Genomic DNA, 18,605 nt, shown 5'->3' on the forward strand with positions numbered 1-18,605 from the left:
ACACCAATGTCTACACGTGACAACCCCCGATTCAAACGAAGAAAAAGCCTCTTGCCACCCGCTGTCCCCACGTGTAGATTCCCGGCTCACGGACTGCTGCACGTCAGTCCACCGCAGACGAAGGAGTCGCGATGGCCACCGAGAGCCCTGTGTCGTCACCCTTGACGACGGTCAGCACGAGACGGCGGAGTCGGGCGACCGACCTCGCCCGTGCCGGCACCACCTCCCCGCGACGCCGGCCCAGGAACGACCTCTGGCTGGCGCTGATCTTCATCGCTCCGGCATCGGTCGGCTTCGCCGTGTTCCTCGCGTGGCCCACCGTCCGGGGCATCTACCTCAGCTTCACGTCGTTCAACCTGCTCACGCCGCCGGTGTTCACCGGGCTGCAGAACTACGAGCGCCTGGTGCAGGACTCGATCTTCTGGCACTCGATGGCGGTGACGGTCGAGTACGTCCTGCTGAACATCGGGTTCCAGACGATCCTCGCGCTGTTCATCGCCGTGATGATGCACCGCCTCACCAAGTCGACCTTCGTCCGGGGCATCGTCCTCGCGCCGTACCTCGTGTCGAACGTCGTCGCGGCGCTCATCTGGCTGTGGATCCTCGACACGCAGCTCGGCATCGGCAACGAGATCCTGTCGGCGATCGGTGTGGGCCGCATCCCGTTCCTGCAGAGCGACTTCTGGGGCATCCCGACCATCGCGTTCATCAACGTCTGGCGGAACGTCGGCTACACGGCACTCCTCATCTTCGCGGGCCTGCAGGCGCTGCCGGAGCAGGTCTACGAAGCCGGCCGCATCGACGGCGCCAGCGAGTGGAAGATGTTCTGGCGCATCACCGTGCCGCTGCTCCGACCGATCCTCTCGCTCGTGCTCATCATCACGATCATCGGGTCGTTCCAGGTGTTCGACACCGTCGCCATCGCCACCCAGGGCGGACCCGCGAACGCCACGAACGTCGTGCAGAACTACATCTACAACCTGGCGTTCGGCCGGTTCCAGTTCGGCTACGCGTCCGCCGTCTCGGTGGCCCTCCTCATCGTCCTCAGCATCATCACGATCATCCAGTACCGACTCTCGCGTTCCGGCGAGAGCGACCTGGACTGACGGCCAGAGCACACGGAAGCGAGTCGAAGATGACCAGCACCCTGCCCCCGGTGGTCGAACCGCAGACCACCCGCGCGATCACCACCCGCGGCGGCCCCCGACCGCCTCGTCGGAAGCCCTCCGTTGGACGGGTCATCGCCTGGATCGCGATGATCGCCGTCATCGTCGTGACTCTGTTCCCGTTCTACTGGATCCTCCGCACCGCCCTGTCCTCGAACGGTGCGATCTCGGCCGACCCCACCTCGCTCCTCCCCACGGGCTTCAGCCTCGGTGGCTTCGAGCGCGTGTTCGGCCTGCAGTCCACGAAGGAGGCGCTCGCCCAGGGCGGGTCCGGCGCGGCCATCAACTTCTGGCAGTACCTGCTGAACTCCGTGCTCACCGCGACGATGATCACCGTCGGCCAGGTGTTCTTCTCCGCCGGGGCGGCCTACGCGTTCGCGCGGTTGCGGTGGCCCGGGCGCGACCGCGTCTTCGCGGTCTTCCTCGCCGGACTGATGGTGCCGACGATCTTCACGCTCCTGCCGAACTTCACGCTGATCAAGTCGCTCGGCCTGGTCGACACCCTGTTCGGGATCGCCCTGCCGTCGATGCTCATGACACCGTTCGCGGTGTTCTTCCTCCGGCAGTTCTTCCTCGGGATCTCCCGCGAGGTCGAGGAGGCGGCACTCATCGACGGCGCCGGCAAGGTCCGGGTCTTCTTCCGGCTCATCCTCCCGATGGCCTCCGCCCCGATCGCGACGCTCGCCGTCCTGACGTACATCACGGCGTGGAACGACTACTTCTGGCCGCTGATGGTGTCGTACACCGACAGCTCCCGCGTGCTCACGGTGGCGCTCGGGGTCTTCAAGTCGCAGTCGCCGCAGTCCGGCACCGACTGGGCCGGGCTCATGGCCGCGACGCTCGTGGCGGCGCTCCCGATGATCGTGCTCTTCGGCGTCTTCGCCAAGCGGATCGTCAACTCCATCGGCTTCTCCGGCATCAAGTAGGGATCCGCACATGACGAACTCCATCACCCGCCGCGCCCTCTTCGCCGGCGGAGCGTCCGCCCTGGCGCTCGGTGCGCTCGCCGCCTGCTCCACCACGGGCACCCCGAACCCGCGGAGCGGTGCGACCGGCACGGTGTCCTACTGGCTCTGGGACTCGAACCAGCTGCCGGCGTACCAGGCCGTCGCCAAGGCCTTCGAGCGCGAGAACCCCGGCATCACGATCAGGATCACCCAGCTCGGGTGGGCCGACTACTGGACGAAGCTCACCGCCGGGTTCATCGCCGGCACCGCTCCGGACGTGTTCACGGACCACCTGTCGAAGTTCCCGCAGTTCGCCGACCTCGACGTGCTGTACGAGCTCGACGAGCTCGAGGCGACGTCGGGGATCCGTGACGACGACTACCAGTCCGGGCTCGCCCAGCTCTGGAAGGGGCGGGACGGCCACCGGTACGGCTCGCCGAAGGACTGGGACACGGTCGCGATGTTCTACGACCAGAAGGTCATCGCGAAGGCCGGGTACACCGCAGACGACCTGGCCGCCCTGTCCTGGAACCCCGATGACGGCGGCACCTTCGAGCGTGCCGTCGCGCACCTCACGATCGACGGCAAGGGGCGCCGCGGGGACGAGCCGGGTTTCGACAAGACGGACGTCGCCGTCTACGGGATGAGCGCCAACGGCAGCGGGGGCGACGGGTTCGGGCAGACCCAGTGGTCGCCGTTCACCGGGTCGATCGACTGGTTCTACACGAACAAGAACCCCTGGGGGAACCGGTTCCGCTACGACGACGCCGGGTTCCAGAAGACGATCTCGTGGTACTTCGGGCTCGCCGAGAAGGGCTACATGCCGAAGTACGGGGTCTTCTCCACGACCACCGGACCGGACGTCCAGCTCGGCTCGAAGAAGGTGGCGCTCTCGTTCAACGGCTCGTGGATGATCGGGACGTACGCGAACCTCCCGGGCATCGACGTCGGGATCGCGCCGACGCCGACCGGACCGATCGGGCACCGCGCGTCGATGTTCAACGGGCTCGGCGACTCGATCACGAAGCAGGCGCGGAACCCGGAGGCAGCGGCGAAGTGGGTCGCGTACCTCGGCAGCGCTGCCGCCCAGGAGATCGTCGGCCGGGCGGGCATCGTCTTCCCGGCACGCCGATCGGGGACCGACGCAGCGGTGGCGGCGTACGCGAAGCGGGGCCTCGACGTGACGGCCTTCACCGAGCAGGTCGAGGACGGCACGACGTTCCTGTTCCCCGTGACCCGCAACCCCGCCGACGTGCAGGCCATCGTGCAACCCGCGTTCGACGACATCTACGCGAACGGCAAGCCGATCAGCACGCTGACCGGGGTGAACGAGCAGGTCAACAACCTCCTCGCCCTCACCTGAGCCGCGTTCGTCCGCACACCGCACCCGCCGGTGCGGTGTGCGGACGAACCTTGCACGCCGCAGGGGCCAGGTCCGAGACTGACGCCGATGTCCTCCCTCGAATCACTCGTGTACATGTCCGTCGCCGTCGACGACCTCACCGACGACCAACTGGTCGCCATGCTGCGCGAGGCGCGGCTCCGCAACGAGGCGCTCGGCGTCTCCGGTCTGCTCCTCGCGAAGGGCGGGCGGTTCATGCAGGTCCTCGAAGGTCCGGCATGGAGCGTCGAGGACCGTTTCGCCGCGATCCAGCGCGACCCGAGGCACCGCGAGGTGAAGTCGCTGTCGCGCGAGCGCATCGACGCGCGGCGGTTCGACGGCTGGGCGATGGCGTTCGGCAACCCCTCCGACCCCGAGGTCCGCGACGAGCCCGGCTTCAGCACGTTCCTCAGCGAGCGCTCCGGCCTGCCGGCCGGGGTCGCGGGGTCGCCGGCGGACTGGTTGCTCCGCTGGTTCCGTGGACGCGACCTGCAGGAGGTCCAGGAGGCGCGGATCACCCTGGCGAGGCACGCCGCCTGACGACGTGGCCGGTTCGCGTCCCGTCGCCGCGGGGTCCCTACCGTTCCGACGCCGCGTGGAAGCCGATCTCGAGCAGCAGGTTCGCGTGCGACCGCTGGTCGCCGGTCGCGATGACCAACCCGGTCTCGGGCGCCCGGACCGCGTCGTAGAACGCGAACCGGTCGAGCGCACCGAGCGGCACGTCCGGCCCGAGGATGCGCCGGTAACCCTCGTGCGCCGCGACGACGGTGTCCGCCGGAGCCTCCATGACCGTCGCCGCCTCGACCGGGACCGCGTCGAGCAGGGTCGTCAGGACCTCGTCGACGTCGAGCAGTCCGGGGCGGAAGTTGAGGTGCACGAGCGCGGCGCCGGGCCGCATCGCCGTCGCGAACGGGTAGTTCCCGTCGGCGACCAGCACCTTGGAGCCGTGCCCGAGCGACGCGAGCGCGCTCAGCGTCGGCTGGTGGGTGAGGGTGTAGCGCAGCATCATGCCTCCGTGGGGGTGACGAGTCGGGCGACCGATCCACCGGCGACCAGACGGGGTGCGACGACGACGTCGACGGGGGCCGGGTCGGCCTCGGGGTCCGTCAGGCGCGCGTGGATCAGGTCGGCGGCGCGGACGGCGAGCTCGTGCGTGGGCTGCACGATGACGGTGAGCTTCGGGACGGTGGCCTGGGCGAGTTCGAGGCCGTCGAACCCGAGCACGGAGAGCTCCCGGCCGAGGGTGAGCCCGGACTCGTTCAGTGCGATGACGGCTCCGAGGGTGAGTTCGTAGTTCGCGCAGAAGACCGCTGTCGGGCGGTCCGGCTGCACGAGGAGCCGCTGCATCGCCGCCTGCCCGTGCTGCACCGTGAGGGGACCCTCGACGACCGAGTCCGGTCCGAGGACACCGCCCTCCCGTTCGACCACCGCACGGAAGCCCGCGGTGCGCTCCCGCATGGTGGAGACCGCGGGGTCGCCCGCGACGACCCCGACCCGCCGGTGCCCGTGGTCGAGCAGGTGCCGGGCGGCGAGGGCGCCGGCCCCGCGGTTGTCGAGGAAGACGCCGTCGGCGGCGAGGGCGTCCGCACGCCAGTCGATCTGCACGACCGGCACGCGCTCGGCCGCACGCGCCAGCGCCTCGACGTCGTGGTCCGACGGCACCGCGATGATGCCGTCCACCATCCGGCTGAGGAGCAGGTCGACCGCGCCCGCGGCGGCGTCCGGACTCGACGAGACGATGACGCTCGTCCCGTGCGCCCGGAGTGCGCTCTCGACCCCGGCGATCACGGTCAGGTGGAAGTCGTTGTCGAGCGCCGGCAGCAGGACGCCGATCGTGCCGGACCGCCGGGAGCGCAGGCTCCGGGCGAACCCGTTGGGCCGGAACCCGAGCGTCGCCGCGGCCCGTTCGATCGCCTGTGCGTTCTCGTCACGGACGGTGCCGCCGTTGTAGAACTTCGAGATCGTCGCGAGCGAGAGCCCCGTCGCCCGCTGCAGGTCCTTGTAGGTCGCCGTCACCCGACGCCCCCGGGGATCGTGCCGTCCTCGTCCCACAGGTCGTGCCAGCTGTCGGCGCCCGACCACAGGAACACCTGCCCCTTGATGAGCCGGACGCCGCGGTCGACGTCCTGCATCGCCCGGAGTTCCTCGTCGGTGAGCGGGTCCGTCAGCGCGCCGTCGAGGTTGGCGCGGTACTGCTCGGGCTTCACCGAGAACGGGATCGGGACCTGCCCCCGTGCGACCGCCCACTTGAGGCAGACCACGGCGGGGTGCACGCCGTGCGCCTCGGCGATCCGCCGGACGACGGGGTGGTCGACGTCCACGGGGTCGTCGTCCTCGCGGTCGCGCTCCGGGCGGGACGGTGACCCGAGCGGCGAGTAGCCCACGGGCTGGATGTCGTTCGCGCGGCAGAAGTCGAACAGCTCCGGTTGCTGGAACGTCGGGTGCAGCTCCATCTCGTTGAGCGCGGGGAGGACCCGGGCGTCGCGGAGCAGCAGCCGCAGCTTCGGGACCGTCGTGTTCGACGTGCCGAGGTGCCGGACCAGTCCGGCGTCGACGAGCCCCTCGAGCGCCCGCCAGAGCGCGAGGTACGCGGCGTGGTCGTAGGGGCGGGCCGACCGGTCGCGGTCCTCGACCGAGGCGTGCGGCGCGTGGTGGTTCGGGAACGGCCAGTGCACGAACACCGCGTCGAGGTGGTCGACCCGCAGGTCCCGGAGCGATCGCTCGACCGACGCGACCGCATCGGCCGGGTCGTGCGCGTCGTTCCAGACCTTCGACATCACGAAGAGGTCCTCGCGCGGGACACCGCTCGCCGCGATCACCGCACCGACCTCGGGCTCGTTGCCGTAGACCGAGGCGCAGTCGACCAACCGGTAGCCGGCGTCGAGGCCGCCGCGGACCGCCGCCGCCACCTCGTCCGGGCCGTACCGGTCGGAGCCGAACGTGCCGAGCCCGATCGTCGGGATGTGTGCGCCGGTCCGCAGGGGTCGGCTCGTCGGGACGTCCACGGTGGCCTGCTTCCTGCGCGTCGGCGCGCATCACTCAACGTTTCACCCATGCGGGTGCAATGCACGCTACCGTAGAACCGTCTCCAGGACGAAACGTTTCGCTCGACTCGAGGAGGAGTCATGCCCGAACCCCACGACCTGCCACGGATCGACCCGGCGGCCCTGCCGGAGCCGGTCGACGTGTCGGACAACTCCGCGGCGCTCGCCGCCGTCGCCGCGGTCGTCGCTGCCGGCCCGTACGAGGCGACCTGGGAGTCGCTCCGCGGGTACACGCCACCGCGCTGGTACGAGGACGCCAAGTTCGGGGTCTTCCTGCACTGGGGCGTCTACTCGGTGCCGGCCTTCCGGAACGAGTGGTACTCGCGGGACATGTACCGCGCGGGCACCCCCGAGTTCGAGCACCACGTGGCCACCTACGGACCGCAGTCGGAGTTCGGGTACAAGGACTTCATCCCGTCGTTCACGATGGAGCACTTCGACCCGCAGGACTGGGCGACCCTGTTCCGTCGCGCGGGGGCGCAGTTCGTCGTCCCCGTTGCCGAGCACCACGACGGCTTCGCGATGTACGACACCGACCGCTCCCGGTGGAGCGCGGCCCGGATGGGGCCGGAGCGCGACGTGTTCGGCGACCTGCTCCAGGCGGTCGACGACGCGTTCATGGTCCGCGGCGCTTCCTCGCACCGGGCCGAGCACTGGTTCTTCATGAACGGGGGCGCCCGGTTCGACTCGGACGTGCTCGACCCGCGGTTCATCGACTTCTACGGCCCGGCCCAGCGCGAGGAGACCGCGCCGAACGAGCGACACCTCGAGGACTGGCTGCTCCGGACCGTCGAGGTCATCGACAAGTACCGGCCGCAGGTGCTCTGGTTCGACTGGTGGATCGAGCAGCCCGCGTTCGAGCCGTGGCTGCGCACGCTCGCCGCGTACTACTACAACCGTGCCGCCGAGTGGGGGCGCGAGGTCGTCATCAACTACAAGTGGCAGGCGTTCGCGGACGGCTCCGCGGTCTACGACATCGAGCGCGGTGCGATGGGGGACATCCCGCCGGTCGTCTGGCAGAACGACACCTCGGTGTCCAAGTCCGCCTGGTGCTGGATCGAGGGGCACGACTACAAGACCGCGCGCGACCTCGTCGCCGAGCTCGTCGACGTCGTCGCGAAGAACGGCGTCCTCCTGCTCAACGTCGGCCCGAAGCCGGACGGCACGATCGCCGAGCCCGAGCAGCGGCTGCTGGAGGGCATCGGCCGGTGGTTGACCGCCAACGGCGAGGCGATCTACGGCACCCGTCCCTGGCGCGTCTTCGGCGAGGGGCCGACCCACGTGCAGGCGGGGTCGTTCGTCGACGGCGCCGCTCCGGCCTACACGTCCGAGGACGTCCGGTTCACCACCCGCCACGACGTCACCGGCGAGTACGTCTACGCGGTCCTGCTCGCCGACCCGGCGGACGGTGTCGCGCGCATCCGCTCGTTCGGCAGCGGGACGAACCTGCTCGGACGGCCGGTCCGCAGCGTCGAGGTGCTCGGCGCCGACGGCGAGGTGCAGTGGACGCAGACCGCCACGGCGCTCGAGGTCGTGGTGCCGACCGGCACCGATCCCGATTCCGGCCCGGTCGTGAAGGTCTGGCTGCGTCCGGAGGAGCGGCAGGAGCGGACCGACTCGCTGCACGGGTGAGCGAGCGGTCCGACGGTGACCACCCTCGGTCTGGAGGCGCGGTGCGGGCCCGCACCGCGCCTCCCGACCGGCACACTGGAACCGTGGAACGACGCGCACTGATCCTGGAGGCCGCCGCCCGTGAGTTCGAGCGTGTCGGCTTCGCCGCCACGACGATCGCGGCCGTCGCCCGCGAGGCGGGCGTCTCGCAGGGCGCCCTGCACTTCCACTTCCCGACGAAGACGTCCCTCGCGCTCGGCGTGATCGACGAGCAGAACGTGCGGACGTTCGACGTCGTGAGCCACCACGACGCGTCGCCCACGGAAGCGCTCGTCCGGGCCTCCCGCGGCATCGCCGGCATGCTGCTGACCGACCCCGTCGTGAGCGCCGGCATCCGGCTCTCGCTCGAACGCGGCGAGTTCGGTGCCGCGACCGCCGCCTTCTACGACCAGTGGATCGGTGGGATCAGCGACCTGTTCCGCCTCGCGATCGCGAGCGGCGAACTCCGGACGGACCTCACACCCGAGCAGCTCGGCGCGACCGTCGTCCCGATGTTCACCGGGGTCCAGCTCGTCTCGGCGGTGCGGACCGGCCGGCAGGACCTCTTCCCCGCGGTCGCGACGATGTGGCGGATGGTGCTCACCGCCGTCGCGGACCCCCGGCACCGGCCCCGCTTGCTGGGGGTCGTGGCGGACGCGTTCGGCACGGCAGACTGACGCCGTGGACACCAGCGAGCACGGCACCCCTCCATACGGCGACCCCGCGCTCGCGACGTCCGGGGTCGAGCGGGTGGGGTGGTCGGCGAGCGTCGTCGCGCTGCACGTCGTCGCGACCGTGCTGCTCGCGGTCGGGTTCGTCGCCGTCGCGGTGACGCTCTGGTCCCTGTTCGTCACGGTCGACGACGGTGGCGGCGCGAACATCGGCGCCGGGATCCTCGGGGTGTTCGGCCTGGGCGTCGGTGCGCTCGGGCTGGTCGTGCTCGCCGCTGCGGGCAGTGCGGCCGCGGTCACCCGTGTCCGGCGCCGACGAGCGCACTGACGCGGGACGGCACGGGGGCCGGGCTGCTGCGGGTCAGCGGTCGTGGAGCTCGCGGTCGCGGAACCACTTCAGCAGCCAGGCCGCGCTCGTGCGGTCGAAGGACCGCGGGAAGTCGACGCCGTCGGTGAGGAACGGGCTGAAGCCCTCCTCGGCGGCGATGTCGGAGTCGTCGAGCGACCGGTAGGCCATCGACCAGCCGTCGAACCGACGGCGTTCGATGTCCTCGCGCACGAGCGACTTCACCTCGCCGTGGCGGGGGTCGCGCGCGATCGCGGCGAACCGGTCGTCCACGCTCCACGCCGGGCCCTCGAGCAGCTGCATGAAGCGGCCGTCCTTCGCCAGCAGGATGCCGGAGACCCCCAGCGCCTCGTTCCGGAGCCGCGATCCACGCAGGAGCTCGGTCAGGGCGGCGTCGTCGAAGGGGGTGGCCGCCCGGCTCATGTAGACGATGGAGACGAGCACGGCTCCATCTTGGCGCGGGCCGTCGACGACACGAAATGGTGTCCGCTACACGTAGTCCGGGGTCGGAACCGTCCCGTCAGTCCGCGGACGGGGCCGGTGCGCCGACCGGGGGCTCCCGCACGTCGAGCGTGGTGCGGTTCCGGGTCGCCGGGGCGGCGAGCAGCGCCACGACGAGGAGTGCGGCGGGGACGAGCATCGCCGCCTGCAGGCCGAGGTGCTCGCCGAGGAACCCGAGTGCCGGAGGACCGGCCAGGAACGCGATGTAGCCCGCGGTCGCGACGACGGACACCCGTCGGTCACCATCGGTCGGGTGGTCGCCGGCGGCCGAGATCGCGAGCGGGAAGCCGAGGGCGATGCCGAGACCCCACACCCCGGCGGCGGCCGCGGTCAGCACGGGGCTCGGCGACACCACGACGAGCAGCACGCCGACGGTGCCGACCGCCGCGCACACCCGGACGACCGGTGCACGACCGAACCGGGCGACGAGGGGCGTGCCGGCCGTCCGCCCGACGAACATCGCGAGGGCGAAGCCGGTGAAGACCAGGGATCCGACGGCCTCGGGGGCGCCGTGGTCGGTCGTCATGAGCAGCGGGAGCCAGTCGCTCGCGGCACCCTCGGCGAACGCCATCGCCAGGGTGATCACGGCGATGAGCAGCACCTGCACCGTGAGCACGGCCCGGAGCCGCGGAGCCGGTGCGACCGCGGACGACGCCTCGGGCGCAGCGCGGGGGACCGGACGGAGGTTCAGCGCGGCGAACGCGGCGAGTGCGGCCATGACGACGGTGGCGCCGAGCAGGTGCGCGAGGACCGGCGTCCGGGCAGCGGTCACCGCGATGCCCGCCACCCCGCCGAGGACCGTGCCGAGACTGAAGCAGGCGTGGAGCAGCGGGACGACCGGCCGACCGATCCGCCGTTCGACCGCGGCCGCCTCGACGTTCAGACCGATCTCGGCGACGCCGGACCCGAAGCCGATGAGGAACAGCCCGCCCCACACCCCGGCGGCGAGCTGCGCGGGGGCGGACAGGGCGACGAGGAGCATGCCGACGACGGGCAGGACCCCGCCGAGGACGATGAGCGGCCGGGTCCCAAGGCGCCGGACGAGCACACCGGCGCCGAGGATCCCGATCATCGAGCCGATCGAGAGCCCGAGGATGACGATGCCCATCGCCTCGATCGAGGCCCCGAGCGCGTCGCGGATCGCGGGCGTGCGGGTGATCCACGAGGCGATCCCGAACCCGGTCATCGTCGACGTGGCGAAGAGTGCCGCGCGGTGGCGCTCGATCATGGGTCCATCAGAACGTCCCACCCCGGTCGAGTCAAGGGAACGCGGTCGGCGGCCTAGGATCGGGCACATGGCGACCGTCCTCCTCGTCCGGCACGGACGCACCACCGCGAACGCGACCGGCGTCCTCGCCGGACGGACGGCAGGGGTGGCGCTCGACGCCGTCGGCCGCGAACAGGCCGCACGGACGGCCGGGCGGCTCGCCGCGGTCCCGCTCGCCGCGGTCGTGTCCAGCCCGCTCGAACGGTGTCGGCAGACCGCCCGCGCGCTGCTCGGGCGCCAGGCCGGCGAGCCGGAGACCCGCATCGAGCGGGCGATCACGGAGTGCGACTACGGCGAGTGGCAGGGCCGGAAGCTCGCGGACCTCGCGAAGGAGCCGCTCTGGCGGACGGTCCAGGCGAACCCGAGCGCCGTCGTCTTCCCCGGCGGGGAGTCCATGCAGGGGATGCAGTCGCGCGCGGTCGCCGCCGTCCGCCGGATCGACGCCGAGGTCGAGGCCACGCACGGTCCGGGCGCCGTCTGGGTCGCGGTGAGCCACGGCGACGTGATCAAGTCCGTGCTCGCCGACGCCCTCGGCATGCACCTCGACCTGTTCCAGCGCATCGCGGTCGGACCGGCATCGGTGTCCATCGTGCGCTACGGCGAGCACCGTCCCGAGGTCGTCGCGTCGAACACCGAGTCGGGCGACCTGACGTGGCTCGCGGCCGCACCGGCGCCGAGTGCGGACGCCGCGGTCGGGGGCGGCGCCGGCCACGACGACCCCGCCACCGGGCCGGCTCCTGCCGGAGCCTGAACGACTGTCGCCCGGCGCTCCTACAATGCGGGGTATGCCCACCATCGTGCACGGCTTCGACTGGCCGGACCGTCTCGTCGTCGGGACCGTCGGCCGTCCGGGCGAGCGGTCCTTCTACATCCAGGCGCGTGACGGCCGCCGAGTCACGAGCGTCGCGCTCGAGAAGGAGCAGTCGGCCGTCCTCGCGGACAAGATCGACGAGCTCCTGGACGAGGTCGCGACCGTCGAGGACAACCGGTTCAGCGTCCCGCCGTCCGCGCCCGCAGAACTCCGTGACGGTGAACCGCTCGACCAGCCGGTCGAGGCCGAGTTCCGTGCCGGCGCCCTGAGCCTCGGGTTCGACCCCGCGACCGCTCAGGTCGTGATCGAGGCGTACCCCATCGACGACGAGCTCGAGATCGTCGCCGAGACGACCGAGGACGGCGAGGAGATCGAGGCCGTGGTCGAGATCCCCGAGCCCGCCGAGCTGTTCCAGGTGAAGATCCCGGTCGGCACCGCCCGCGCGTTCGTCGAGCGCACGCGGGAGATCGTGGCCGCCGGCCGTCCCCCAGGGGCCGCATGAGCGACGGGTCGCTGTCCATCCGGGCACGCATCCGGGAAGCCTCGAACGCCACCTTCCTCGCCGACCTCGACGGCGAGGCGGTCGTCTACAAGCCGATCGAGGGGGAGCGGCCGCTCTGGGACTTCCCGGACGGCACCCTCGCCGATCGAGAGGTCGCGGCGTACCTCGTGTCCGAGGCGTTCGGCTGGGACGTCGTCCCCCCGACGTGGATGGGCGAGGGGCCGTTCGGCCGCGGCATGGTCCAGCGGTGGCAGGACGTCGATCCCGAGCAGGACGCGGTCGACCTCGTCCCCACCGAGGACGCCGAGGCCGAGCTGTCCGGCGACGGCGCACCCCGCTGGCGGCCGGTGCTCGAGGCGATCGACGAAGCGGACCGTCCGGTGACCCTCGTGCACGAGGACACGACCGCACTGCGGCGGATGGCGGTGTTCGACGTCGTGGTGAACAACGCCGACCGCAAGGGCGGTCACGTCCTCGCGATGCCGGACGGTCACCGCTTCGGCGTCGACCACGGGCTGACCTTCCACGTCGAGCACAAGCTGCGCTCGGTGCTGTGGGGGTGGATCGGCGAACCGCTCGACGCGGACGAGCTCGAGGGCATCGACCGGGTGACCGACGCGCTGCAGGGCGATCTCGGTGCCGCACTCGACGAACACCTCACGGTGGCCGAGGTCGACACCCTGCGCGCCCGGTGCGCGGCGCTGCGGGCCGTCGGCGTCTTCCCGCCGCCACCGGGACACGGGCCCGCCGTGCCCTGGCCGCTCTTCTAGCGACCCGCTCGGCCTCCGGCGCGGAGATCGGGTCGGCAGGTTCCGTCGGGTGCGGAACCCACCGACCCGTACCGCGTCCCGCCTGCCGGGTCGCGGTGACCCGTGGCGGTCGGACGGAGGGCGCCGTTGTCCTCCGGGACCCCACGGGGGTCGACCGGCCGAGGACGGATCAGGTGCCATCGGTCGGTCATCACCACCTCACCGACGCTGTCGGTGTCCCGACAGCGTCGGTTCACCGACGTGGTCGGTACACCGACGAGGTCGGTCAGGTGGAGCGGTGATCGCGGCCGGGGTCTGGGGCAGCTGTGGCGTCAGCATACGACCGAGACAGCCGGAGGAACAGACCCTGCCGTCAGATTTTCCAGTCGTCCCGGAAGAGCGCTCCACCGCGGCGCGATCCCAGGTACGACCCGACCACCGCGACGCCGAGGTCGTCGTTCTCGGGCGCGACGACCTTGCCGTCCACCCGCTTCGCCATCGCGTCGATGAAGCGCGCCAGCCCCGGGTCGTCGCCGAGCCGGAAGAAGGTCGTCTGCGCGCCGAGTCGTCCGGCGTTCTCGAGCTCCCGGACGGACAGCGCGATCGTGATCGGGTCCGGCGGGTACCCGAACCACACCTGGCCGTTCGGTTCGAGGTGGGAGGTGGGCTCGCCGTCGGTGACGATGAGCAGCACGGGCTGGGCGGTCGGGTGCTTCCGGAAGTGCCGGTTCGCGAGCAGCAGGGCGTGGTGGAGGTTGGTGCCCTTGTCCCACATCGCGTCGAGGCCGACGAGTTGCTCGATCTCCATCACCTCGGCTTCGCGGCCGAAGGCGATGAGCTGCAGGTCGTCGCCGCGGAAGCGCGTGGACACGAGGGTGTGGAGTGCGAGCGCGGTGCGCTTCATCGGCACCCACCGGTCCTCCATCGCCATCGAGAACGACGTGTCGACGAGCAGTGCGACACAGGCCTGCGTCCGCGCCTCGGTCTCCTGCACCTCGACGTCGTCGATCTCCAGGCGGACGCCGGGACCCATCCGTCCCGAGGCAGCGGTGCGGGTGAGCGCGTTCGTGATCGACCGCGTGACGTCCCACGGCTCGGTGTCGCCGTACTGCCACTGCCGGGTCGCACCGGAGGGTTCGCCTGACGCACCGGAGCGGCGGAGGTCTCGGGCGCCCTGGCGGCCGGACATGCGCTCGGCGACGTCCCGGAGCAGGCTCTTCCCGAGCTGCCGCATCGCCTTCGGGGTGAGCCGGAGCTGACCGTCGGCACCGCGGCGCATCGCACCGGAGTTGCGCAGGGCCTTCTCGAGCTGCTGCAGGGTCCTCGCGTCGACGACGGCGTCGTTCCCGAGCTGGCGGCCGAGGGCGTCGAGGTCGAGGTCGTCGAGGTCGGAGCCCGGTCCGGCCTGCGCGATCTGGTCGGCGAGGGCGTCGAGGTCGGCGATGTCCTGGAACACCCCGGTCCCGTCGCCGAGGCCGAGTCCCTGCTCGCCCTCCATCCGCTCGGAGCCGCCCCAGTCCTCGCCCGGCCGGAGCGAGCGGAGGGTGTCGTCGAGCTGGGCGAGCTGTCCCATCAGGTCGGGGGAGCCGAACGCCTGCTGGGCGAGGGCGTCGAGCTCGTCGCGCTGCTCCTGGGTCATCGAGTTGCGCATGCGCTGCGCCGCGGCTGCCCGGGCAGCGAGGTCGTCGAGCAGTTCCTCGACGTTCTGCGGGTCCGACGGGAAGTACTGCCCGTGCTCGGCCATGAACGCGTCGAACTGCTCCTGCGTGTCCGTCCCCGCACGGTGGTCCTCGAGCAGGGTGTTGAGGTCGCGCATCATCGCGGCGACGTCCTCGCGGTCCTGGTCGGTGGCACCCTCGAGCGCCTGCTTCATGCCGGCGAACCGCTGGTCGAGCACCTCGCGGCCGAGCAGGTCCTTGATCTCCTCGTACTTCTGGCGCGCGGTCGGGCTCGTCCAGTCGTAGCCGCTCAGCTCCTGCACCGCGGTGGCGGGCGACGGTGACAGGCTGTCGAGCTGCATCTCGGCGAGGGCTCGGTCGCCGTCGTCGATCTCGGTGTCGCGGGCGAGTTGTCCGCGTTCCGCGAGCACGGCCTCGTCGAGCAGCTGCTTGACCTGCTGCAGGGTGCCGTCGAGGTTGTTCTTCGCCGTCAGCTCGCGACGTCGCTCGGCCACGCGGCGGGCCAGGTCGTCGAGGCCGCGCTGGTCCTGACCGCCGCGGCGCAGGTACTCCCGGATGGCGCGCTCGGGCGAGGTGCCGCCCATGACGTCCTCGCCGATGGCGTCGAGCGCCTCGGCCAGGTCGACCGGGGGAGCGAGCGGGTCCGGGCCGTCCGCGTACTTCCCGTAGCGCGCGTCCCGCGCCAGGCGTCGGTTCGCCCTAGCCATAGACGGCTTCGCCCCCGCCGGACTCCTTGCTGATCCGCCGGGCGAGGTACAGCCCCTCGAGCGCGAGTTCGATGGCGCCGGCACGCTCGCCGTCGTCGGTCGCACCGAGCCGTTCGCAGATCTGGTCGTACAGGTCGGACTCGCCGATCGACGGCAGGCCCTCGAGGAAGGCGCGGGCGCTGACCTGCTCACCCGTGGTCACCATCGTGCCCCCGTCGAGCGCCTCGACGAGGACCGCGAAGTCGAGCCCGCGGAAGCGCGCCCGGACGGTCTCGGCGGTCGCGGTCCGGAGCAGGTGCTCGAGCACCTCGTCGGCGCGGTCCTCCTCGCCGTTCTCGAACTCGATCTTCCCGCCGAGGACGTCGATCGCGGTCTCGAGGTCGATCGGCCGCGCGACCGCGTGCTCCTCGCCCTGCCGCGCAGCGCGGTGCACCGCGGCGGCGGAGATCGTCTCCGCGCCGGCGATCGCGAAGCGGGCGCTGACGCCGCTGCGCTGGTCGACCGCACTCGATCCGCGCAGGGCACGCGTGAACCGGGCGAGGATCTCGACCAGCGCGTCCGGCACGTCGGCGGTGAGCCGCGCCTCCTGGCGGATCACGGCGATCTCGTCCTCGAGCTCGATCGGGTAGTGGGTGCGGATCTCGGCGCCGAAGCGGTCCTTCAGCGGGGTGATGATCCGACCGCGGTTCGTGTAATCCTCGGGGTTCGCGCTGGCGACCACGAGCACGTCGAGCGGGAGCCGCAGGACGTAGCCGCGGATCTGGACGTCGCGCTCTTCCATCACGTTGAGCATCGCGACCTGGATGCGCTCGGCGAGGTCGGGGAGCTCGTTGATGGCGACGATGCCGCGATGGCCCCGGGGGACGAGGCCGAAGTGGATGGTCTCGGGGTCACCCAGGCTGCGGCCCTCGGCGACCTTCATCGGGTCGACGTCGCCGATGAGGTCCGCGACGCTCGTGTCCGGCGTCGCGAGCTTCTCGACGTAGCGGTCGTCGCGGTGCCGCCAGCTGATGGGCAGGGCGTCGCCGAGGTCCGCGGCCCGGCGGATGCTCGCGGTCGTGATCGGTTCGTACGGGTGCTCGCCGAGTTCGGAGCCGGTGATGACCGGCGTCCACTCGTCGAGCAGGCCCTGCAGGGTGCGGAGGAGTCGGGTCTTGCCCTGTCCGCGTTCGCCGAGCAGGACGACGTCGTGCCCGGCGATCAGGGCGCGTTCGAGCTGCGGGACGACGGTGGTGGCGAAGCCGTGGAGGCCGGGCCAGGGGTCGCGCCCCTCGCGGAGGGCGCTGAGCAGGTTGTCGCGGATCTCGGCGCGGACCGTCTTCTGGACGTGGCCAGAGGTGCGGAGCTCGCCGACCGTTCTGATGTCGGGTCGGGTCACCTCTTCGAGGTTACGCCGTTCGGGCCAGGAGGCGCGGTGCCAGCTGGCACCGCGCCTCCTGGCCTCCTGCTTGTGAGTTTTCATAGCAATTGCAATTATTGAGGAACCGGCATCGGAGCCGGATTCGATTAGGGGGATCCGGCTCCGGGCCCGGGACCCGTTCGTTTCCGGATCTGAACCATCTCGTCGATCTGGGCGTACGTTCCCCTCTCGTGAGCAGCACGACGAACGGGGCGATCAAGAGCCTGGTCCCCGCCAGGATGGACAGACTGCCGTGGACACGGTTCCACTGGAGCGTCGTGGTGGGACTCGGTGTCTCGTGGGTCCTCGACGGCCTCGAGATCCAGATCGTGTCGAACGCCGGGTTCCAGGCCGACCTGAACCTGTCGACGCAGCAGGTGACCTCGCTCGGCACCATCTACCTCGTCGGCCAGGTCGTCGGCGCGATCGTCTTCGGTCGGATGTCCGACCGGCTGGGTCGTCGGAAGCTCTTCATCCTCACGCTGGCCATCTACCTCATCGGCTCCGGCATCGCGGGGCTCGCGCAGGACTTCTGGTTCCTCGCGGCCTTCCGGTTCGTCGCCGGGCTCGGCATCGGCGGCGAGTACGCCGCGATCAACTCGGCGATCGACGAGCTCATCCCCGCGAAGTACCGCGGGCACGTCGACATCGCGATCAACGGCACCTACTGGGGCGGCGCGGCACTCGGCGCGTTCGCGAACATCTACCTGCTCGACACGGCCAACTTCGCCGAGAACATCGGCTGGCGCATCGGCTTCTTCCTCGGCCCGGTGCTCGGCATCGCGATCATCTTCCTGCGGCGGCACATCCCGGAGAGTCCGCGGTGGCTCATGACGCACGGACGTGAAGAGGAAGCCGAGGCGACGGTCACGCAGATCGAGGAGTCGGTCGAGAAGTCCACCGGGCACCGGCTGCCGGAGGTCGACGAGTCCAAGGCGATGACCGTCACGCCGACGGACAACGTGAAGTTCCGGACGATCGTGAAGGTGCTGTTCCGGCAGTACCCGACCCGGACCCTGGTCGGCGCGACGATGATGATCACGCAGGCGTTCCTCTACAACGCGATCTTCTTCACCTACGCACTGGTGCTCACGAACTTCTTCGGCCTGAAGACCGCCGAGACGAGCGTGTACTTCTTCCCGTTCGCGATCGGCAACCTGCTCGGACCGATCATCCTCGGTCGGTTCTTCGACACCTGGGGTCGTCGGCAGATGATCTTCTCGACGTACCTGGTGTCCGGGCTCGTGCTCGCCACCTCGGCGTTCCTGTTCCAGGCCGATGCGATCACCGCGCCGGTGCAGGTCGTCTTCTGGTGCATCTCGTTCTTCTTCGCCTCGGCGGGTGCGTCCAGCGCCTACCTGACCGTGAGCGAGATCTTCCCGCTCGAGCTCCGGTCGCAGGCGATCTCGTACTTCTTCGCGCTGGCGCAGATCTTCGGTGCCGTCGCGCCGCTCATCTACGGCGCGCTCATCGGCGACGGGTCGTCCCGCGAGCCGCTGTTCTGGGGGTACCTGCTCGGGTCCGCGGTGATGATCGCGGGCGGTGTCGTGGCGCTGATCTTCGGCGTCGACGCGGCCCGGAAGGGGCTCGAGGACGTCACGCAACCCCTGTCGGTCCTGACCAAGGAAGCGGACGCGGCGCGGAAGTAGTATTCCGTATGCGGAGTGTTTAGCGCCACGCTCCGGGGTCTGTCATCGTCCTCGCATGGCAGTCCTCCACAGCACGACAGTGTCCTGCACGGTCCACGGGCCGACCACTCGCGAAGCCGGCGGCGTGGGCCGTGCG

The 18,605-nt window shown here is 70.8% G+C and carries 18 protein-coding genes; 11 read left to right on the top strand and 7 right to left on the bottom strand.

The genetic code is table 11. The features are described 5' to 3' along the window. The first annotated feature begins 131 nt into the window (after positions 1 to 131). The 4 genes from ACEN8D_RS15480 to ACEN8D_RS15495 all read left to right on the top strand — a co-directional run bounded on the left by ACEN8D_RS15480 (position 132) and on the right by ACEN8D_RS15495 (position 4,034). Complete coding sequence (locus tag ACEN8D_RS15480; protein WP_413398811.1) at positions 132 to 1,106, top strand: carbohydrate ABC transporter permease; 975 nt, start codon at positions 132 to 134, stop codon at positions 1,104 to 1,106. A 29-nt stretch (positions 1,107 to 1,135) separates the two neighbouring features. Further along, entirely contained in the window at positions 1,136 to 2,092 is a 957-nt protein-coding gene (locus tag ACEN8D_RS15485) for a carbohydrate ABC transporter permease (protein WP_083295227.1), read from the top strand. Between the two features lie 10 nt (positions 2,093 to 2,102). Then, on the top strand, positions 2,103 to 3,476 hold the full coding sequence (locus tag ACEN8D_RS15490; RefSeq protein ID WP_309780355.1) for an ABC transporter substrate-binding protein: 1,374 nt from the start codon (positions 2,103 to 2,105) through the stop codon (positions 3,474 to 3,476). Positions 3,477 to 3,563: 87 nt separating this feature from the next. Next, a complete protein-coding gene (locus tag ACEN8D_RS15495) occupies positions 3,564 to 4,034 on the top strand; it encodes a BLUF domain-containing protein (protein WP_309886155.1) in 471 nt (156 codons plus the stop codon). 37 nt (positions 4,035 to 4,071) lie between these two features. On the opposite strand, the gene ACEN8D_RS15500 is transcribed toward ACEN8D_RS15495, so the two are convergent. The 3 genes from ACEN8D_RS15500 to ACEN8D_RS15510 are packed head-to-tail and all read right to left on the bottom strand — an operon-like array spanning position 4,072 to position 6,499. After that, positions 4,072 to 4,500, bottom strand: coding sequence for an RbsD/FucU domain-containing protein (locus ACEN8D_RS15500; protein WP_309886157.1), 429 nt, complete (start codon positions 4,498 to 4,500; stop codon positions 4,072 to 4,074). Further along, positions 4,500 to 5,510 carry a LacI family DNA-binding transcriptional regulator gene (locus ACEN8D_RS15505; RefSeq protein WP_413398809.1) on the bottom strand — a complete coding sequence of 337 codons (1,011 nt, stop codon included), beginning with the start codon at positions 5,508 to 5,510 and terminating at the stop codon, positions 4,500 to 4,502. The genes ACEN8D_RS15500 and ACEN8D_RS15505 overlap by 1 nt, the downstream gene beginning before the upstream one ends. Continuing rightward, positions 5,507 to 6,499, bottom strand: coding sequence for an aldo/keto reductase (locus tag ACEN8D_RS15510; RefSeq protein WP_413398808.1), 993 nt, complete (start codon positions 6,497 to 6,499; stop codon positions 5,507 to 5,509). The genes ACEN8D_RS15505 and ACEN8D_RS15510 overlap by 4 nt, the downstream gene beginning before the upstream one ends. Positions 6,500 to 6,619: 120 nt before the next feature. Between ACEN8D_RS15510 and ACEN8D_RS15515 the strand changes: the two genes are divergently transcribed. The 3 genes from ACEN8D_RS15515 to ACEN8D_RS15525 all read left to right on the top strand — a co-directional run bounded on the left by ACEN8D_RS15515 (position 6,620) and on the right by ACEN8D_RS15525 (position 9,187). Further along, the gene (locus tag ACEN8D_RS15515; RefSeq protein ID WP_413398807.1) at positions 6,620 to 8,170 is read left to right on the top strand and encodes an alpha-L-fucosidase; all 1,551 of its coding nucleotides are present in this window, start codon (positions 6,620 to 6,622) and stop codon (positions 8,168 to 8,170) included. Positions 8,171 to 8,253: 83 nt separating this feature from the next. Beyond that, the gene (locus ACEN8D_RS15520; RefSeq protein WP_413399920.1) at positions 8,254 to 8,865 is read left to right on the top strand and encodes a ScbR family autoregulator-binding transcription factor; all 612 of its coding nucleotides are present in this window, start codon (positions 8,254 to 8,256) and stop codon (positions 8,863 to 8,865) included. A 4-nt stretch (positions 8,866 to 8,869) separates the two neighbouring features. Then, positions 8,870 to 9,187 carry a hypothetical protein gene (locus ACEN8D_RS15525; protein ID WP_071302801.1) on the top strand — a complete coding sequence of 106 codons (318 nt, stop codon included), beginning with the start codon at positions 8,870 to 8,872 and terminating at the stop codon, positions 9,185 to 9,187. A 33-nt stretch (positions 9,188 to 9,220) separates the two neighbouring features. On the opposite strand, the gene ACEN8D_RS15530 is transcribed toward ACEN8D_RS15525, so the two are convergent. Next, positions 9,221 to 9,649: a BLUF domain-containing protein gene (locus ACEN8D_RS15530; protein WP_083295228.1), complete on the bottom strand. Its 429-nt coding sequence runs from the start codon at positions 9,647 to 9,649 to the stop codon at positions 9,221 to 9,223. Positions 9,650 to 9,725: 76 nt separating this feature from the next. Then, positions 9,726 to 11,003, bottom strand: coding sequence for an MFS transporter (locus tag ACEN8D_RS15535; RefSeq protein WP_413461516.1), 1,278 nt, complete (start codon positions 11,001 to 11,003; stop codon positions 9,726 to 9,728). Between ACEN8D_RS15535 and ACEN8D_RS15540 the strand changes: the two genes are divergently transcribed. From ACEN8D_RS15540 to ACEN8D_RS15550, 3 genes are read left to right on the top strand one after another with little or no spacing between them, the layout of a single operon-like run. Then, the gene (locus ACEN8D_RS15540) at positions 11,002 to 11,724 is read left to right on the top strand and encodes a histidine phosphatase family protein (protein WP_413461515.1); all 723 of its coding nucleotides are present in this window, start codon (positions 11,002 to 11,004) and stop codon (positions 11,722 to 11,724) included. The genes ACEN8D_RS15535 and ACEN8D_RS15540 overlap by 2 nt on opposite strands. Before the next feature lie 34 nt (positions 11,725 to 11,758). Next, entirely contained in the window at positions 11,759 to 12,286 is a 528-nt protein-coding gene (locus ACEN8D_RS15545; protein ID WP_070418140.1) for a DUF3090 domain-containing protein, read from the top strand. Continuing rightward, positions 12,283 to 13,056 (top strand): SCO1664 family protein, encoded by a 774-nt coding sequence (locus ACEN8D_RS15550; RefSeq protein WP_309886166.1) that lies wholly within the window; start codon positions 12,283 to 12,285, stop codon positions 13,054 to 13,056. The genes ACEN8D_RS15545 and ACEN8D_RS15550 overlap by 4 nt, the downstream gene beginning before the upstream one ends. A 352-nt stretch (positions 13,057 to 13,408) precedes the next feature. On the opposite strand, the gene ACEN8D_RS15555 is transcribed toward ACEN8D_RS15550, so the two are convergent. Further along, positions 13,409 to 15,421 (bottom strand): vWA domain-containing protein, encoded by a 2,013-nt coding sequence (locus ACEN8D_RS15555; protein WP_413399462.1) that lies wholly within the window; start codon positions 15,419 to 15,421, stop codon positions 13,409 to 13,411. Then, positions 15,414 to 16,799, bottom strand: coding sequence for a MoxR family ATPase (locus ACEN8D_RS15560; RefSeq protein WP_309780345.1), 1,386 nt, complete (start codon positions 16,797 to 16,799; stop codon positions 15,414 to 15,416). Before ACEN8D_RS15560 ends, ACEN8D_RS15555 begins: the two co-directional genes overlap by 8 nt. A 212-nt stretch (positions 16,800 to 17,011) precedes the next feature. Between ACEN8D_RS15560 and ACEN8D_RS15565 the strand changes: the two genes are divergently transcribed. After that, entirely contained in the window at positions 17,012 to 18,469 is a 1,458-nt protein-coding gene (locus tag ACEN8D_RS15565; protein ID WP_413399775.1) for an MFS transporter, read from the top strand. Positions 18,470 to 18,605 lie beyond the last annotated feature (136 nt).

This window comes from Curtobacterium sp. Curtsp22, from assembly GCF_059492135.1.

Coding starts and splice junctions, on each gene's coding strand:
- ACEN8D_RS15495 (WP_309886155.1), top strand. CDS start 3,564: ATGTCCTCCCTCGAATCACTCGTGTACATGTCCGTCGCCGTCGACGAC.
- ACEN8D_RS15500 (WP_309886157.1), bottom strand. CDS start 4,500: ATGCTGCGCTACACCCTCACCCACCAGCCGACGCTGAGCGCGCTCGCG.
- ACEN8D_RS15550 (WP_309886166.1), top strand. CDS start 12,283: ATGAGCGACGGGTCGCTGTCCATCCGGGCACGCATCCGGGAAGCCTCG.
- ACEN8D_RS15485 (WP_083295227.1), top strand. CDS start 1,136: ATGACCAGCACCCTGCCCCCGGTGGTCGAACCGCAGACCACCCGCGCG.
- ACEN8D_RS15540 (WP_413461515.1), top strand. CDS start 11,002: ATGGCGACCGTCCTCCTCGTCCGGCACGGACGCACCACCGCGAACGCG.
- ACEN8D_RS15545 (WP_070418140.1), top strand. CDS start 11,759: ATGCCCACCATCGTGCACGGCTTCGACTGGCCGGACCGTCTCGTCGTC.
- ACEN8D_RS15535 (WP_413461516.1), bottom strand. CDS start 11,003: ATGTGCCCGATCCTAGGCCGCCGACCGCGTTCCCTTGACTCGACCGGG.
- ACEN8D_RS15515 (WP_413398807.1), top strand. CDS start 6,620: ATGCCCGAACCCCACGACCTGCCACGGATCGACCCGGCGGCCCTGCCG.
- ACEN8D_RS15490 (WP_309780355.1), top strand. CDS start 2,103: ATGACGAACTCCATCACCCGCCGCGCCCTCTTCGCCGGCGGAGCGTCC.
- ACEN8D_RS15555 (WP_413399462.1), bottom strand. CDS start 15,421: ATGGCTAGGGCGAACCGACGCCTGGCGCGGGACGCGCGCTACGGGAAG.
- ACEN8D_RS15480 (WP_413398811.1), top strand. CDS start 132: ATGGCCACCGAGAGCCCTGTGTCGTCACCCTTGACGACGGTCAGCACG.